This is a genomic window from Kitasatospora sp. NPDC058048 (genome assembly GCF_042885555.1).
Lineage (GTDB): Bacteria > Actinomycetota > Actinomycetes > Streptomycetales > Streptomycetaceae > Kitasatospora > Kitasatospora lactacystinica.
In genome coordinates this window covers 83977-98764 of record NZ_JBHVRT010000029.1, presented here as the reverse complement: position 1 = coordinate 98764, position 14788 = coordinate 83977, and the positions used below count along the sequence as shown (strand labels likewise).

The 14788-nt window shown below is 74.7% G+C and carries 14 protein-coding genes; 9 read left to right on the top strand and 5 right to left on the bottom strand.

What is annotated here, in order from left to right; genetic code table 11:
• The first annotated feature begins 266 nt into the window (after positions 1–266).
• Both ACFVVA_RS27735 and ACFVVA_RS27730 read left to right on the top strand, forming a co-directional pair.
• Positions 267–635, top strand: coding sequence for an RNHCP domain-containing protein (locus ACFVVA_RS27735; protein WP_380549823.1), 369 nt, complete (start codon positions 267–269; stop codon positions 633–635).
• 30 nt (positions 636–665) lie between these two features.
• Complete coding sequence (locus ACFVVA_RS27730; RefSeq protein WP_387693541.1) at positions 666–1094, top strand: RNHCP domain-containing protein; 429 nt, start codon at positions 666–668, stop codon at positions 1092–1094.
• A gap of 54 nt (positions 1095–1148) precedes the next feature.
• On the opposite strand, the gene ACFVVA_RS27725 is transcribed toward ACFVVA_RS27730, so the two are convergent.
• Both ACFVVA_RS27725 and ACFVVA_RS27720 read right to left on the bottom strand, forming a co-directional pair.
• Positions 1149–1565, bottom strand: coding sequence for a hypothetical protein (locus tag ACFVVA_RS27725; protein ID WP_387693540.1), 417 nt, complete (start codon positions 1563–1565; stop codon positions 1149–1151).
• A gap of 6 nt (positions 1566–1571) precedes the next feature.
• Entirely contained in the window at positions 1572–2120 is a 549-nt protein-coding gene (locus ACFVVA_RS27720; RefSeq protein ID WP_387693539.1) for a universal stress protein, read from the bottom strand.
• A gap of 283 nt (positions 2121–2403) precedes the next feature.
• Between ACFVVA_RS27720 and ACFVVA_RS27715 the strand changes: the two genes are divergently transcribed.
• From ACFVVA_RS27715 to ACFVVA_RS27705, 3 genes are all read left to right on the top strand, one after another.
• A complete protein-coding gene (locus ACFVVA_RS27715) occupies positions 2404–4194 on the top strand; it encodes an oleate hydratase (RefSeq protein ID WP_387693538.1) in 1791 nt (596 codons plus the stop codon).
• A 106-nt stretch (positions 4195–4300) separates the two neighbouring features.
• The gene (locus ACFVVA_RS27710; protein WP_359900298.1) at positions 4301–4648 is read left to right on the top strand and encodes a GntR family transcriptional regulator; all 348 of its coding nucleotides are present in this window, start codon (positions 4301–4303) and stop codon (positions 4646–4648) included.
• On the top strand, positions 4645–5658 hold the full coding sequence (locus tag ACFVVA_RS27705) for a DUF1648 domain-containing protein (RefSeq protein ID WP_387693537.1): 1014 nt from the start codon (positions 4645–4647) through the stop codon (positions 5656–5658). Before ACFVVA_RS27710 ends, ACFVVA_RS27705 begins: the two co-directional genes overlap by 4 nt.
• 132 nt (positions 5659–5790) lie before the next feature.
• On the opposite strand, the gene ACFVVA_RS27700 is transcribed toward ACFVVA_RS27705, so the two are convergent.
• Positions 5791–8589 carry a hypothetical protein gene (locus ACFVVA_RS27700; RefSeq protein ID WP_387693536.1) on the bottom strand — a complete coding sequence of 933 codons (2799 nt, stop codon included), beginning with the start codon at positions 8587–8589 and terminating at the stop codon, positions 5791–5793.
• A 454-nt stretch (positions 8590–9043) separates the two neighbouring features.
• Here ACFVVA_RS27700 and ACFVVA_RS27695 point away from each other — a divergent pair, with 454 nt between their 5' ends.
• Both ACFVVA_RS27695 and ACFVVA_RS27690 read left to right on the top strand, forming a co-directional pair.
• Complete coding sequence (locus ACFVVA_RS27695) at positions 9044–9793, top strand: hypothetical protein (protein WP_387693534.1); 750 nt, start codon at positions 9044–9046, stop codon at positions 9791–9793.
• Between the two features lie 145 nt (positions 9794–9938).
• Positions 9939–10778: an SAM-dependent methyltransferase gene (locus ACFVVA_RS27690; RefSeq protein WP_387693533.1), complete on the top strand. Its 840-nt coding sequence runs from the start codon at positions 9939–9941 to the stop codon at positions 10776–10778.
• Between the two features lie 107 nt (positions 10779–10885).
• On the opposite strand, the gene ACFVVA_RS27685 is transcribed toward ACFVVA_RS27690, so the two are convergent.
• A complete protein-coding gene (locus ACFVVA_RS27685; RefSeq protein WP_387693571.1) occupies positions 10886–11527 on the bottom strand; it encodes a response regulator in 642 nt (213 codons plus the stop codon).
• 50 nt (positions 11528–11577) lie between these two features.
• Entirely contained in the window at positions 11578–12801 is a 1224-nt protein-coding gene (locus ACFVVA_RS27680; RefSeq protein WP_387693532.1) for a sensor histidine kinase, read from the bottom strand.
• 126 nt (positions 12802–12927) lie between these two features.
• Here ACFVVA_RS27680 and ACFVVA_RS27675 point away from each other — a divergent pair, with 126 nt between their 5' ends.
• Together ACFVVA_RS27675 and ACFVVA_RS27670 are read left to right on the top strand one after the other, a co-directional pair.
• A complete protein-coding gene (locus ACFVVA_RS27675) occupies positions 12928–13851 on the top strand; it encodes an ATP-binding cassette domain-containing protein (RefSeq protein ID WP_387693531.1) in 924 nt (307 codons plus the stop codon).
• Positions 13848–14723 carry an ABC transporter permease subunit gene (locus ACFVVA_RS27670; RefSeq protein ID WP_387693530.1) on the top strand — a complete coding sequence of 292 codons (876 nt, stop codon included), beginning with the start codon at positions 13848–13850 and terminating at the stop codon, positions 14721–14723. The genes ACFVVA_RS27675 and ACFVVA_RS27670 overlap by 4 nt, the downstream gene beginning before the upstream one ends.
• Positions 14724–14788: the final 65 nt, after the last annotated feature.

Sequence of the window (14788 nt, the reverse complement as noted above, 5' to 3'; positions counted from 1 at the left end):
CCCCGTCGTGGCGGCGAGGGTCGGTGGCACGGAAATCCGTTGGCACGGAAATCCGTTGGCGCCCGTGCGACCGGTGTGGTTACGCTGACGCCGTTCCGTACCGATCGACCCGGGCCACCGCCCGACCGGAGAGGGTGTCTTGATGTCCCGCCTCGCGCCGAGTGCGCCTCGCCACGCCGGCTGACGACCACCGCCCGACGAACCGTCGAGGCCACTCGGCCTGCTCTTGCTGCCATCGCAGAACCCCTCAGCAAGGAGCACCCCGGGTGTCCAGCACCTCCAGCACGCCCCCCGTCCTGAAGACCTCCACCTTCGCCTGCACCTGGTGCGGTCTGACCGTCTCCACCTGTGCCGCCGACGGCACGCGGCGCAACCACTGCCCGTCCTGCCTGCATTCACGGCACGTCCTCGACCACGTCGAGGGCGGCCCCAGTGAGTGCCTGGGCCGGATGTCGCCGATCGCCATCGCCGTGCTGCGCACCGGTGACTGGACGGTCGTCCACCGGTGCGTGCGCTGCGACGAGCTGACGTCCACGCCCGTCCGCACGGACGACAACCAGCTCGTCCTGATGCGGATGGCCGTCCGGCCGCTCGCCCAACCGCCGTTCCCGCTCGAAGCGTTCGGCACCCTCTGAACCGCGCGGAGAAGAGGGGAGCACCGAACCGTGCCACGACACAGGAACACCGGCGGCCGGGGCCGGCGGGAACGCCGCCCGCAACGGTACAAGGACGTCCTGCACGGACGGGGCGGCCACCGGGCGCGCTCCTTCCGCTGCGTGGGCTGCCGGTTGGACGTCCCGGTGGACGCCCCCGGCAGCGCCCACCGCAACCACTGCCCGAACTGCCTGGCCAGCCGTCATGTCGACGGCCGGACACCGGGTGACCGGGCGGCCGACTGCGGCGGCCGGATGACCGCGCTGAGCCTGTCGGTCCGCGCCGACGGCGAGTGGATGATCATCCACCAGTGCCTGTCCTGCGGCGAGTTGAGCGCCAATCGGATCGCCGGGGACGACAATGCCCTGACCCTGGTCCGGCTCGCCCTCAGGCCCCTGCGGGACACCACCCTGGCCCACCGCACCCTGCTCACCCTGTAGGCGCGCGCCCCGCAACGGTCCGTCCGAACGGGCGGACCGTCCATGGGCGGCGCCTCAGCGCGGGCCGTCGGGGCGCGGCGGGAACACCCGTACGGTGCGGCGCGGGAGGGCCGCGGGCAGGGCCGCCAGCAGCGCGGCGGCGGTGAACAGCGCGTAGTGCCCGACCTCCGGCCCGGGGCCCGCCCAACCGAGTTCGCCGTGGCGGTGTTCGGAAAAGGCGTTGTGGCAGAGCCAGGCGGCCAGGCCGATCAGCGGTGCGTCCACCGGCCGGGAGCGGCGGCCGACCAGAGCACACAGCACCAGGTGGGCGAGGTACGGCAGCGGGCCGGCGTGCAGTTCACCGACGGCGCCGAGGGCGAGCGCCAGAGCGCCGCCGGCGAGCAGCGCGACGGCGCCGGAGGTGCCGTCCGGGAACCGGTCGAGCACCGGGCGGCAGCGCCGCCCGCCGGGCCGGGCCGAGTACATCCGCACCGCGGACTACCGCCGCATCGAGGCGAGTTCGCGCTCGGTGGCGACCGGCAGGTGCCACCGGGTGCGCCGGTGCAGGGCCTCCAGGTCGTGCAGCAGCTCGGGCACCGGGACGGTCAGCACCGGGCAGCCCGCCCGCCGGGCGCAGTGGCCGGGCACCGATCGCCGCAGCCGGCGGTGCAGCGGGCCGCCGCTGCGCCCGAGGACCAGCAGGTCGTCCGGCCGGTCGGCGATGTGCAGCAGGGCCGGTCCGGTCTCGCCGCGGACCACGACCGGGCTCAGCGGCACGCCGGGGTCGGCGCCGCCGAAGGCCTCGTCGAGGGCATCCCGCAGCCGCCGTTCGGCGGCCTCCCGGACGGCGGCGAGCAGCGGCGGGCAGGGCGAGCGCCGGTAGCCGTGTTCGCCGCCGGGCGGCTCCCAGGCGAGCACCGGCACCAGGACGGCGCCGCGGTCGCGGGCCTCGGCGACGCCGCGGTGCAGGGCGGCCAGGCTTCCCAGCGACCCGCTGACCCCGACCACCACCCTGGGGGCGGCCTTCGAACTCCCGTTGCCGTGCATGATCCGTCCTCGTGTGGTCGTGTTCGCCGTCGTCCTCCACCCAACCGCCGCTACAGGGGCTGACCTGCTCTCCTTGACGGCTTCCTGACGTTCCGGCCGGTGTTCCCAACGCGCTCCATACGCGGCCCGCCGGGCGTCCGGACCGTCCGGGCCGTCCGGGCCTCACCCGTTCGGCCTACTCAACAGGCGAGGAGCACCGCCGGATGGGTGGATGGAGACGGCCCGCCGGGATGCGGCATGCCCGACGGGCGGTTCGATGCCGAACGTTCCAGGGAGCACGGTCTTGTACTACAGCAGCGGCAACTACGAGGCGTTCGCCCGGCCGAGGAAGCCCGAGGGGGCCGAGCGCAAGCGGGCGTGGTTCGTGGGGTCGGGGCTCGCGGCGCTGGCCGGGGCGGCCTTCCTGGTCCGGGACGGGCAGGTACCCGGCGAGCGGATCACGATCCTGGAGCGGCTCAAGCTGGCCGGCGGCGCGCTGGACGGGATCGAGGTGCCCGAGAAGGGCTTCGTGGTCCGCGGCGGGCGCGAGCTGGAGGACCACATGGAGTGCCTGTGGGACCTCTTCCGCTCGGTGCCCTCGCTGGAGATCGAGGGCGCGTCCGTGCTGGACGAGTTCTACTGGCTCAACAAGGACGACCCGAACCTCTCCCTCCAGCGGGTCACCGAGCGCCGCGGCCAGGACGCCCGCACCGACGGCCTGTTCGCACTCGACGACAAGGCCCAGAAGGACCTGGTCCGGGTCTTCCTCGCGACCCGCGAGGAGCTGGAGGGCAAGCGGATCGACGAGGTCTTCTCCCGGCACTTCCTGGACAGCAACTTCTGGCTGTACTGGCGGACCATGTTCGCCTTCGAGGAGTGGCACGGTGCCCTGGAGATGAAGCTCTACCTGCACCGCTTCATCCACCACATCGGCGGCCTGCCGGACCTGTCCGCGCTGAAGTTCACCAAGTACAACCAGTACGAGTCGATGGTCCTGCCGCTGACCCACTGGCTGATGGACCAGGGCGTCCGGTTCCGGTACGAGGTCGAGGTCACCGACATCGACTTCGACATCTCCCCCGCCACCCGGGACGCCCCCGGCCGCAAGCAGGCCACCCGGATCCACTGGCGGGAGGCCGGCCGGGAGGGCGGGGTGGACCTCGGCCCGGACGACCTGGTGTTCACCACCATCGGCTCGCTCACCGAGAACTCCGACGACGGCGACCAGTACACCCCGGCCCGGCTGGACGAGGGCCCGGCCCCGGCCTGGGACCTGTGGCGCCGGATCGCCGCCAAGGACCCGGCCTTCGGCCGCCCCGAGGTGTTCTGCGGCAGCATCGCCGAGAGCAAGTGGGAGTCGGCGACCGTCACCACCCTGGACCCGCGCATCCCGCACTACATCCAGAAGGTCGCCAGGCGCGACCCGTTCAGCGGCGGCGTGGTCACCGGCGGCATCGTGACCGCCCGGGACTCCTCCTGGCTGCTGAGCTGGACGGTCAACCGCCAGCCGCACTTCAAGCAGCAGCCCGCCGACCGGATCGTGGTCTGGGTCTACTCGCTGTTCGTCGACCGCCCGGGCGACTTCGTGCGCAAGCCCATGCAGGCGTGCACCGGCGAGGAGATCACCCAGGAGTGGCTGTACCACCTGGGCGTGCCGGTCGGCGAGATCCCCGACCTGGCCGCGAACGCCGCCCGCTGCGTGCCGGTGATGATGCCGTACGTGACGTCGTTCTTCCTGCCCCGGCACGCGGGCGACCGGCCGGACGTGGTGCCCGAGGGCGCCGTCAACTTCGCCTTCATCGGCCAGTTCGCGGAGACCACCCGGGACTGCGTCTTCACCACCGAGTACTCGGTGCGCACCGGCATGGAGGCCGTCTACCGGCTGCTCGACGTCGAGCGCGGCGTGCCCGAGGTGTTCAACTCCACCTACGACGTGCGCAAGCTGCTCGCCGCCACCACCCGGCTCCGCGACGGCGCCGAACTCGACCTGCCCGGGCCGGAGTTCCTGCGCAAGCGGCTGCTGCGGCGGCTGGAGGCCACCGAGGTCGGCGAGCTGTTGCAGGAGTTCGGCCTGATCGAGGACGAGCGGAGGTAGCCGCCGGGGCAGCGGGGAGCACCGCCCCGAGGGCAGTGGCAGTGGCAGTGGCAGTGGCCTCGGGGCGGTGGCACAAGACATGGATGGTGCTATCGTCAGTAGCACTATGTTGCTGAAGCTGGACATCGGGGACACCCGACCGCTGCACGAACAGGTCGCCGGCGCGATCAGACGGGCCGTCGCCGAGGGCGAGTGCGCCCCCGGGGACAAACTGCCCCCGGCCCGGGAGCTCTCCCGGGCGCTGGGGGTGAACACCAACACCGTCCTGCGCGGACTGCGGACGCTGCGCGACGAGGGGGTGCTGGAGTTCCGCCGGGGCCGCGGCATCACGATCGCGACCGGCGCCGACACCCGCTCCGAACTGGTGGACCGCGTACGGCAGTTGGTCGAGGACGCGGCCCGGTTCGGCTACAGCAGGAACGATCTCGTGGACATGATCAGGGGGATGTCGTGACGGACGACGGCACAACGAAGGAAGCGACCACGGCGGAGCGACCGGCGGCTCGCGGTGCCCTCTGGGCCGCGACGGCCTGGTCCGTCGGCGTGCTGGCGCTGCTGATCGCCCTGCCGCTGGTGGCGCGCCACCGGCTGCCGGACCCGCTGGCCACCCACTGGGGCGGGCGGGAGCCGAACGGCTCGATGTCGCTGACGGCGGCCGCGCTGTTCCCGGCCGCGTTCTGGGCGGTCCTGGTGCTCACCTCGGTGGCCGTGCGGCGGTACTGGGCCGACCGGTCGCCCGGGGCGGCGGCGGCCACGCTGGCGGCCGGCGGGGTGCTGCTGACGGGGGCGCAGACCTCGATCGTGCACGCCAACCTCGACCGCGCCCGCTGGCAGGACGCCGCACCGATGGGCGTCGAGGTGGTCCTGATCCTGCTGGCCACCGGCCTCGCCGGGCTGCTGGCCCTGCTGGCCGGCCGCCGCTTCGGCGGCCGGCCCGAGCGGCTCCCGGCGGCCGGGGCGGATCCGCTGGAGATGCCCGCGGGCGAGCGGTTCGTCTGGCTCTCCCGGGCCGCCAACCCGTGGCTGCAGCTGGCCGCCGCGGTGTTCGCGCTGGTGACGGTGGCGGGAGTGCTGGCCGCCGCGAGCGGGGTCGCCGAGCTGGACTGGGCGCTGGTGGTGCCGTTCGCCGTCGTCTCCCTCGCGTGCCTCGCCTGCTCCTCGGTGCGGGCGCGGGTGACCGCCGGCGGCCTGACCGTCGGATTCGGCCCGTTCGGCCGGCCCGTGCGCCACTGGTCCCCCGCCGAGCTCGAATCCGCCCGCGCCGAGCAGCGCACCGCCGCGCAGGCGGGCGGCTGGGGCTACCGGATGAACCGGCTCGGCACCACCGTGATGCTGCGCGGGGGCGTCTGCCTGGTGGTCCGCACCCGTCAGGGCTCGGACTTCGCGGTCAGCGTCGACGACGCCGAGCGCGGGGCGGCCCTGCTCAACGCGCTGATCGCGCGCGCCGGGCAGCCGGCCGGCTGAACCGGTTCGGCGGAGGCGAAGGGGCGGTTCGGCCACCACGGCCGGACCGCCCCACCGCTTCCACTGCTCGCACCGCTCGCACGGCCTGCACGGCTCGCACCGCTTGCACGGCTCGCACCGCTCGCACCGCCGTCAGGACTCCCCCGCGCGCAGTTCGGTGGCGATCTGCCGCCGTCCCGCGACCAGCGTCTCCAGCACCACCCCGAGGCAGGCCACGAGCGCCAGTCCCGCCGTGGGCAGCAGCACCGGCAGCACCGCCGGGCCCAGGCCGTCGCCGGCCCTGGCGCCGATCAGGGTGGAGAGGTCGAAGGCCGGCCCGAGCAGGACGGCGGCCACCGCCGCGACCACCGCACCGCCGACGGCCGCCGCCAACGTCCGCGGCAGTGCCTCGGCGACGATCAGCGCCAGCCCCTGACGGGGCCGCAGGCCCATGGTGCGCAGCCGGGCGAGCACCGCCGTCCGGTCGGGCGCGGCGCGCAGCAGCGTCAGCAGGACCGCGAGGACGGCGAATCCGGCACTGGCGGGCGCCGCGTACCAGAACAGCCGCCCGGCGGCCTGCTGCAGCGGGTCGTCGGCGAGCTGCGCGGCGTACTCGCGGCTGCTGCCCACCGCGTAGGCGGGCGGCAGCCCGTGGTCGCCCTTGCCGTCCGCCGCGGCGTTCTCCGAGATGAGCTTGGCGAGGCCGGTCGCCTCGACCAGGCCGCGTTCCAGGAGGAGCGACCTGATCCGCCCGGGGTCGAGGCCGTCGCCCACGGCCAGCCACCCGGTCCACCGGCCGAGCTCCGGCAGGCGTTCCACCGCCGGACCGCTGGGCACCACGACGAAGGGCAGGGCCGGCTCCGGCAGCGCCGGGGTCGCGGTGACGATCCCGGCGACGGTGGTGCGCAGCTCGCTCGCGGTGGACAGGTGCACCGTCGGCGCGCCGGCGCCCAGTCGCGCGGCCAGGTCGCGGCTGAACAGCGCGGGCACCGGGGTGTCCGGGCCGCCGGGGGTGCCGGCGAGCTTCGCCGGGTCGAACTCGCCGGCCCCGAGGGTGCGGGCGATCTCGGCGTACGCGGTCGGCTCGGCGACCACCAGGGTCACCTTGGTGTAGTTGTTCGCGTCGGCGCCGACGAACAGCGCCCGGGGGTCCACCCGGACCGCCGTCGCGCCCCGGACCTGCGGAAGGTCGCCCGCGGCCTTGAGGAACGGTTCCGGCAGGGTCGCGTAGCCCGGGACGGAGACGGCGACGTCGCCGCCGGTCGCGAGGCGCGCGGCGCTCAGCCTGCCGCGGTCCACCGCGTCGAGCAGGGTGGCGCCGAAGCCGGTCGCGGTGACGGCGATCAGCAGGGCGAGCAGCGGCAGCGCGGAGGGCCGGCGCCGGCCGGAGTGGTCGCGGGAGGCCCGGGAGAGGCCGAGGAAGCCGATCAGGCCGCGGCCCCGGCGGGCCAGGGCGGCCAGTCGGCCGATCACCACGGGCTCGATCCGTGCCAGCAGCAGCCCGCCGGCGACGGCGAGCAGCAGCGGTGCGGCCACCAGCAGCGGATCCGCTCCCCGGTCGGGGTGGCCGACGCCGCGCCGGCGGACCTCGGCCACCGCCACCGCGGTGACGGCCAGCAGCGCGCCTTCGCCGATCAGCCGGCGCCACGGCCCGGTCCGCCGGGCGTGCGTCCGGAGCAGGGCGGCGCGCACCGGGAAGGCGAGCAGGGCGAACAGCGTGGCGACCAGGCCGGCCGCCACCGCGAAGCCCCACCGGGGGGTGGGCAGCAGCACCAGGGCGAGCACCGCTCCGAGTGCTGCGGCGGGCAGGACCGTCACCGCGCTCTCGCCGAGCAGCCGCAGCAGCACCCCGCCGCGCGAGCAGCCACGGGCCCGGAGCAGCCGCAGTTCGGCGGCCCGCCGGTCGGTGCCGAGCGCGGCGGCCAGGCAGAGCACCACGGCAGCGACGCCCGCGACGCCGGCCGGGCCGACCGCGCCCAGCGCCATCGCGGCCCGGTAGCGCTCGGCCGCCCAGGTGAGGACCACGGGCAGCGTCGAGACGACCCGCAGGTCGGCGCGCCCGGTCGCGGTGACCAGGGCGTCGGCCTCCGGCCCGGCCAGGAGGGGCGCGACGGCGGCGCGGGTCCGTTCCAGCCGGTCGGCGCGCAGCGGGGCGGGGTCGACGGAGACCCGCCAGAAGTTCTGGACGGACGGGCTCCAGGCGGTCAGCGCGCCCACGCTGCCGTCGTCGACGAAGCCGGTGAGCTCCTGCCAGTTGCCGTGCTCCGGGTCGAGCCCCAGGCAGGGGCGGTTCGGGCAGCCGATGCCGACCCAGAACGGGTCCGACGGGTCGTTCTGCCGGTAGATGCCGGTCACCACGGTGGTCCGCCGGCGGTCGGGGCCGCTGCTGCCGTTGTCGAGGACGTCTCCGACCTTGATGCCGATCGCCTCGGCGGCCGCCCGGCTCACCACCGTCGGCACCGGGTCGCCGGCCGCGGCGGGGCCGGGCCAGCTGCCCTCGGTCAGAGTGACCCGGTCGGCGAGGCCCTGCAGCCGGATCAGCAGGATCCTGGGCGGGATGTCCTGGCTCACCCGGTGGTAGCCCGGGTTGTACACCGGGTTGGTCTCGGTCCTGGTGCCGTGGGCCAGGCGGTCCGGTGCCAGCGCCACCGTCGCACCGACGCGCGCCACGATGTCCCGGTCGACGGCGTCGAGGGCGGCGGCGGTGTCGGTCGGGCGGGCCTTGGAGGCGTAGTGCAGGCTGGTCGCGTGGATGCCCTTCTGGCGCACGAAGTCCCGCAGCGCCGCGTCCGCGTTCCGGTCCGTGACGCGGGGGACGGCCACGGCCAGCAGGACGGTGACGAAGGCTAGGGCGGCCGTCAGCAGGGCCGCCGAGGGGCTGGCGCGCAGCCGGGTACGGACCCAGCGGGCCGGGCGGAGGGCGGTCCCGGCGGGGTCGGCCTTGGTGGTCACGGTTCCTCCACGAGGCGCAGCGGGACGGCGGCCGCCGATCGGCCGGGGTGGACACGGCGCACGGCGGCGCACGGGTCACCGGTGCGCGGGGCTCCGGCGACCGGACAGCGGACGATGTTGTCAGATCCGATCGCCGATCGGAAGGGAATCGCATAAATCAATTCCCGCTCGGTCAGTGACGATTGGGCTGGTGGCAGCCGCCTTCCCGGCTCTCCACGAAGGAGTTGAACCGGTGGAGCCGTCGCGGCCGTGGTGAATGGTGACCCGAGGTTCTCCGGACGGTCATTGAGGGCGTAAACCGCTCAAATCGGTGGTGCTTCGAACGCCGATGCGGGTACACAAGGTGACGGTCGCTCAGGTGTGTGGCGGCGCCCGTCCGACGCCGCCCCACCCCGTCCCCCGCGACCGGAGGAACAGCGGGCCGTGGAGCCCGTGGAAAGGCAAGGAGGCGTCCGTGACGCACGACTCGCGCACGCAGAACTCCCCCGGTGTCCGGCGGAGCATCCAGGACGTTCGAACCATCGCGATCCTTCGCCTCGGCATCGGCCTGATCGGCGTCCTGCTGCCGCCGGCCCTACCGTTCGGCAACTGGCTGGCCGCCGAGGTGACGGGGCGCGGCACCGACGACTTCTGGCCGGGCTCGATGAGCGCCGCCTACTACACCGACACCCGGAACCTCTTCGTCGGCGGACTGTGCGCCCTCGGGGTGTTCCTGATCTGCTACCGCTTCGACCGCCGGGACGACCGCTGGAGCACGGCCGCCGGGTTCTTCGCGGTCGGGGTCGCGCTGTGCCCGACGGCCCCGGCGGGCGCCTCCGGCGTCCAGCGCACCGTCGGAGTGTTCCACCTGGTCTTCGCCGGCCTGCTGTTCGTCATGCTGGCACTGTTCTGCCTCCACTCCTTCCGCAATCCCCGCTCCACCCAGCCGGCCCGGGTGAGCACGGCCTACCTGGTGGCCGGGGTGGTGATCCTGGTCGCCCTGGCGCTCTCCGTCCTGGCCGGGGTGACGGGCCTCGGCTCGGGCTGGTCGGTGCGGCCGCTGTACCTGTGCGAGTGGCTGGCGACATGGGCCTTCGGCATCGCGTGGATAGGCGCCGCACTCGAACTGGCGGCGCACGGCCGGGGCGACGCCGGGTCCGCCGCCGTCCCCCGTCAGCCGGGCGCCGAAGCGCTCGACCCGAAGCACCCGGAGGCGCGGGCCTGAGGCACCTGGAGGCACGGGCCTGAGGCACCCGGTGGCGCGGGCCTGAGGGCCCGTCATTCCGCCGCACCGGTCGACCGTTACCATGCGCACCATGGGCCGCCACCTCGGCGGTCACTGACGGACGCCCAGCAGCGGGAGAACGAGCATGGCGAACGAGATCCGGGCGGAGCGCGGTCCGCACGAGGATTACCCATCGGTGGACCTGCGGATGGACGTTCCGCACTCCGCCCGGGTCTACGACTACCTCATCGGCGGCAAGACCAACTTCGAGGCGGACCGGGTCGCGGCGCACGCCTCGGTGCAGGCCTGGCCGTCGCTGCCGATCTCGATGCGCACCACCCGCGACTTCATGCAGCGCTCGGTGCGCCGACTCGCCGAGCAGTACGGCGTGCGGCAGTTCCTCGACATCGGCACCGGCATCCCGACCTCGCCGAACCTGCACGAGATCGCCCAGGCGATCGCGCCCGGGGCCCGGGTCGGGTACGTGGACAACGACCCGATCGTGCTGACCCACGCACGGGCCCTGATGGACAGCACGCCCGAGGGCCGCACCTGTTACGTGGACGCCGACTTCCGCGACCCGGAGTCGATCATCAACAACCCCCGGCTGCGCGAGGTGCTCGACTTCTCGCAGCCGGTGGCGCTGTCGCTGATCGCGATCGTCCACTTCGTGCTGGACGAGGACGACCCGCAGGGCATCGTGCGCCGCTTCATGGACGCCCTGGCCCCCGGCAGCTTCCTCGCCCTGACGGTCTTCACGGGTGACACCGACCCGGTGGGCGTGGGTGGCGTCGGCCGCGAGTACAACGCGCGCGGCATCCCGCTCCAGATCCGCGACAAGGCCGAGGCCGAGGCGTTCTTCGAGGGCTACGAGCTGCTCGACCCGGGCGTCACGCTGGTGCACCACTGGCGGCCGGACGCCGACGCCCCGCCCGTCCGCGACCGGGACATCGCGATGTACGCGGGCGTGGCGGTCAAGCGCTGAGCTCCGACTCCTCGTGATCGAGTGCTGAATCGTTTCTGCGACGGGCCCGGCCGGCCGGGCCCGTTCCAGCAAGCCCGTCAAAGGCAGGCCCGTTCCAGCAGGCCCGTTCAGGCGGACACGGAGACCAGGCCCGCCTCGTAGGCCAGGATGACCAGCTGCACCCGGTCCCGGGCGTCGAGCTTGGCCAGCAGCCGTGTCATGTAGGTCTTGACGGTCGCGATGCTGAGCACCAGTTCGGCGGCGATCTCGGTGTTGGACAGACCCCGGCCGACCAGGGTGAGGATCTCCCGCTCGCGCCCGGTGATCGCCGCCAGCCGCCGCTCGGCCGCCACCGCAGCGGCGGCGGCAGGGGCGTGCCCACCGCCCCCGGGCCACTGCGGGCGGCCGGCGACGAACGCCCCGATCAGCCGCCGGGTGACGCCCGGCGCGATCAGCGCGTCCCCGGCGGCGACCACCCGCACCGCGCCGAGGATGTCGTCCAGCGCCATGTCCTTAACCAGGAAGCCGGACGCCCCCGCGTGCAGCGCCGCGTACACGTGCTCGTCCTCGTCGAAGGTGGTGAGCACCACCACCCGGGTCGGTCCGCCGTCGGCGGTCACCAGCCGGGTGGCCTCGATGCCGTCCATGCCCGGCATCCGGATGTCCATCACCACGACGTCCGGCCGCAGTTCGGCGGCCAGCCGGACGGCCTCCGCCCCGGTACCCGCCTCACCCACCACCTCGACGTCGTCCGTCTCCGCGATCACCATCTCCAGCGCGGCGCGCACCAACGGCTGGTCGTCCACCAGCACCACCCGGATCACGCGCCCGCCCCCTCGACCGGGACCGGCCCGGAGACCGGCACCGGCACCGGCACCGGCAGCCGGGCCGCCACCCGGAAGCCGCCGCCGGGCAGCGGCCCGGCCTCGAACTCCCCGCGCAGCAGGACGGCCCGCTCCCGCAGCCCGGCCAGCCCGAACCCGGCCCCGGGTGCCCGGCCCCGGCCCCGCCCCCGGTCGGTGACCTCGACGGACAGCTCCCCCGCCGTTCGGTGGTCCACCGTCACCACGCAGGCGCCCACGTCCGCGTGCCGCACCACGTTGGTGACCGATTCCTGGACGATCCGGAAGGCCGCCAGGTCGACCTCCGGCGGCAGCGGCCCCGGCTCGCCGTGCCGCCGGACCTCCACCCGCACCCCCGCCGCCGTGGTCGCCCCGGCCAGCCGGTCGAGGTCAGCCAGGCCCTGCGACAGCGTCGCCGAGGCCTCGCCGTCGGCCCGGCGCAGCGCGACCAGCATCCGGCGCAGCGCGGCCAGGGTCTCCCGCCCGGCGGCCTCGATCTCGCCCAGCGCCTGCGCGGCCCGCTCCGGCCGACGGTCGATCACCCGGCGGGCCGCCCCGGCCTGGAGGGCGACGATGCCGAGGCTGTGCGCGACGGTGTCGTGCATCTCGCGGGCGATCCGCAGCCGTTCGGCGGTGACCGCCTCCTCGGCCGCCCGGGCGCTGAGCGCCTCGGCGTGCTCCCGGTTCTGCCGCACCGAACGGCCGACCAGCCAGGCGACCAGCGCGAGCAGCGCGGCGCCGTCGGCCGAGCCGATGTGGGTGCCGGTGAAGATGCCCACCGTGCTGCCGCGCACCAGGCCGATGTGCAGCACCAGGAAGACCATGACCAGCGCGAACGCGGCCCGGGAGCTGCGCCGGGGCCGGTCGGCGGTGATCAGGCAGAGCGCGGTGTCCACGGCCAGCAGCGCACCGGGCGGCACCTGGGCGCCGCCGGCCCAGCCGTCGGTCTCGGTGAACGCGGCGACCAGCAGCAGGGCGACCGAGAGCACCGGCAGCCGCCGCACCAGCGCCGCGCCCGTGAAGGCGAGCAGCGTGTCGGCCAGGGTGAACGCCCAGCCGCCGTGCGCGGCGGCGCCGGGGTGCTGCGCGGCGGCGCCGCCGAGCCGTACGGCGGGGTAGCCGGCGGCCGCGCACCAGGCGAGAGCGACCCAGACCTCGGGCGGGACGCGCCGGAACAGCGGCGGGGAGGGGGTCGTGGACATGGTTCGAGATCGTAGCGACGGCCGCCGCCCGCCGTCATCCAGCCCTGGTTGTACGACCGCGGGTGACCTGCGGTGTCGACGCCGGTCCGATGCGCCCGGCCGGTTCCCCCGGGCACCGTGGACCCCATGATCGAAGTTACCGAACTGACGAAGCGCTACGGCCGCGGCCGGCACGTCCGCACCGCCGTCGACCGCCTCTCCTTCACCGTCCGGCCGGGCCTGGTCACCGGCTTCCTCGGCCCCAACGGCGCCGGGAAGTCCACCACCCTGCGACTGGTCCTCGGCCTGGGCGACCCCAGCTCCGGCACCGTCACCGTCGACGGCCGCCCGTTCCGCGGCAGGCCGCGCGGCCTGCGGCACGCCGGTGCGCTGCTCGACGCGGGCGACGCGCACGGCGGGCGCACCGGCCGGGCCCACCTGCGGGCGCTGGCCCGCGCCAACGCGATCCCGGCCGCGCGGGTCGAGCAGGTGCTGGAGGAGGTCGGGCTCGCCGCGGCGGCCGGGCGGCGGATCGGCGGCTACTCGCTGGGCATGAAGCAGCGTCTGGGCATCGCCGGCGCGCTGCTCGGCGACCCGCCGGTGCTGCTGTTCGACGAGCCGCTGAACGGGCTGGACCCGGAGGGCGTGCTCTGGGTGCGCGGGCTGTTCCGGCGGCTCGCGGACGAGGGCCGCACGGTCTTCGTCTCCAGCCACATGATGGCCGAGATGGAGCACACCGCCGACCACCTGGTGGTGATCGGACGCGGCCGGCTGCTCGCCGACGAGAGCCTCACCGGGTTCGCCGCCCGGACCGGCCGGGCCGCCGTCACCGTCCGGTCCGCCGAACCCGACCGGCTGGCGGCCGTGTTGACGGCGGCGGGCGCGGCCGTGCGGCCCGGCCCGGACGGCACCCTCGCGGTGACCGGCCTGGACGCCACCCGGATCGGTGAACTCGCCCTGGAACAACGCCTGTTGCTGCAAGCCCTGACCACCCGGGGCGCCTCCCTGGAGGAGGCGTTCATGGACCTGACCGCCGACAGCGTCGAATACCTCGCCGGAGAGCCCCGATGAGCACCCTGCCCACCCGCACCGCCGCCGAGCCCACCGGCACCGCCACCGAGCCCGGCCGCACCGCCACCGAGCCGCGCGCCCGCTTCGGCGACCTGCTGGCCGCCGAGTGGATCAAGCTCTGGTCACTGCGCTCGATCCCCTGGGTACTCGGCCTCGGCGCCCTGGCGAGCATCGCCGCCAACCTCAAGTCCGCGGTGTACACCCGCGACCACTGGACGCCGGGCGAGGGCGATCCGGCGGTCATGGCGCAGACCGCGCTGAACGACGCCTTCAACCTCGCCTCCGCCGACATCCTGCTGCTGGTCGCGGGCGGCCTCGGGGCGATCGTCATCGCGGGCGAGTACGCGACCGGGCTGATCCGCACCACCCTGGCGGCCGTGCCCGACCGCCGGGCGGTGATCCTCGCCAAGGCCTGCGTGCTGGCCGCCGTGCTGTTCGGCTACGGGGTGCTCACCGTCGGCGTCTCCTTCGGCGGGAGTCAGGCGATCCTCGCCGGGACCGGCTTCGGACAGTCCGTCACCGACCCGGCCGCGCTGCGGTACGTCACGGCGGCGGTGCTGTTCGGCCCGGTCTGCGCCCTGGTCGGGCTCGGCCTCGGCACCCTGATCCGGCACAGCGCGGGCGCCGTGGTGGGCACCGTCGTGGTGCTGTTCTTCCTCCCCTCGCTGGTCACCGAGCGCTACCGTTGGAGCGCCGACCTGCTGCACGCCCTGCCGATGCCCGCCTGGCAGCGGCTGGCCCGGACCACCCTGGCGGGAATGCGCCCGTCCGAGTACCCGGCCACCGTCACGGGCGCCTGGGTCACCTTCGCCGTGTGGTCGCTGGCCTCGGTGGCGGTCGCCGCGGCCGCGGTCCACCGCCGGGACCACTGACGGCCGGAAGGGCACCCCGAGCGGAAGGCCCGCAGCGAAGCGCCCCTCCGCGGAGAGGCGCGCAG

Bases quoted from the DNA above. Each gene is read 5' to 3' on its own strand.
- ACFVVA_RS27720 (WP_387693539.1), bottom strand. From the start codon at position 2,120: ATGCACGGCAACGGGAGTTCGAAGGCCGCCCCCAGGGTGGTGGTCGGG.
- ACFVVA_RS27710 (WP_359900298.1), top strand. From the start codon at position 4,301: ATGTTGCTGAAGCTGGACATCGGGGACACCCGACCGCTGCACGAACAG.
- ACFVVA_RS27690 (WP_387693533.1), top strand. From the start codon at position 9,939: ATGGCGAACGAGATCCGGGCGGAGCGCGGTCCGCACGAGGATTACCCA.
- ACFVVA_RS27685 (WP_387693571.1), bottom strand. From the start codon at position 11,527: ATGGTGATCGCGGAGACGGACGACGTCGAGGTGGTGGGTGAGGCGGGT.
- ACFVVA_RS27680 (WP_387693532.1), bottom strand. From the start codon at position 12,801: ATGTCCACGACCCCCTCCCCGCCGCTGTTCCGGCGCGTCCCGCCCGAG.
- ACFVVA_RS27675 (WP_387693531.1), top strand. From the start codon at position 12,928: ATGATCGAAGTTACCGAACTGACGAAGCGCTACGGCCGCGGCCGGCAC.
- ACFVVA_RS27670 (WP_387693530.1), top strand. From the start codon at position 13,848: ATGAGCACCCTGCCCACCCGCACCGCCGCCGAGCCCACCGGCACCGCC.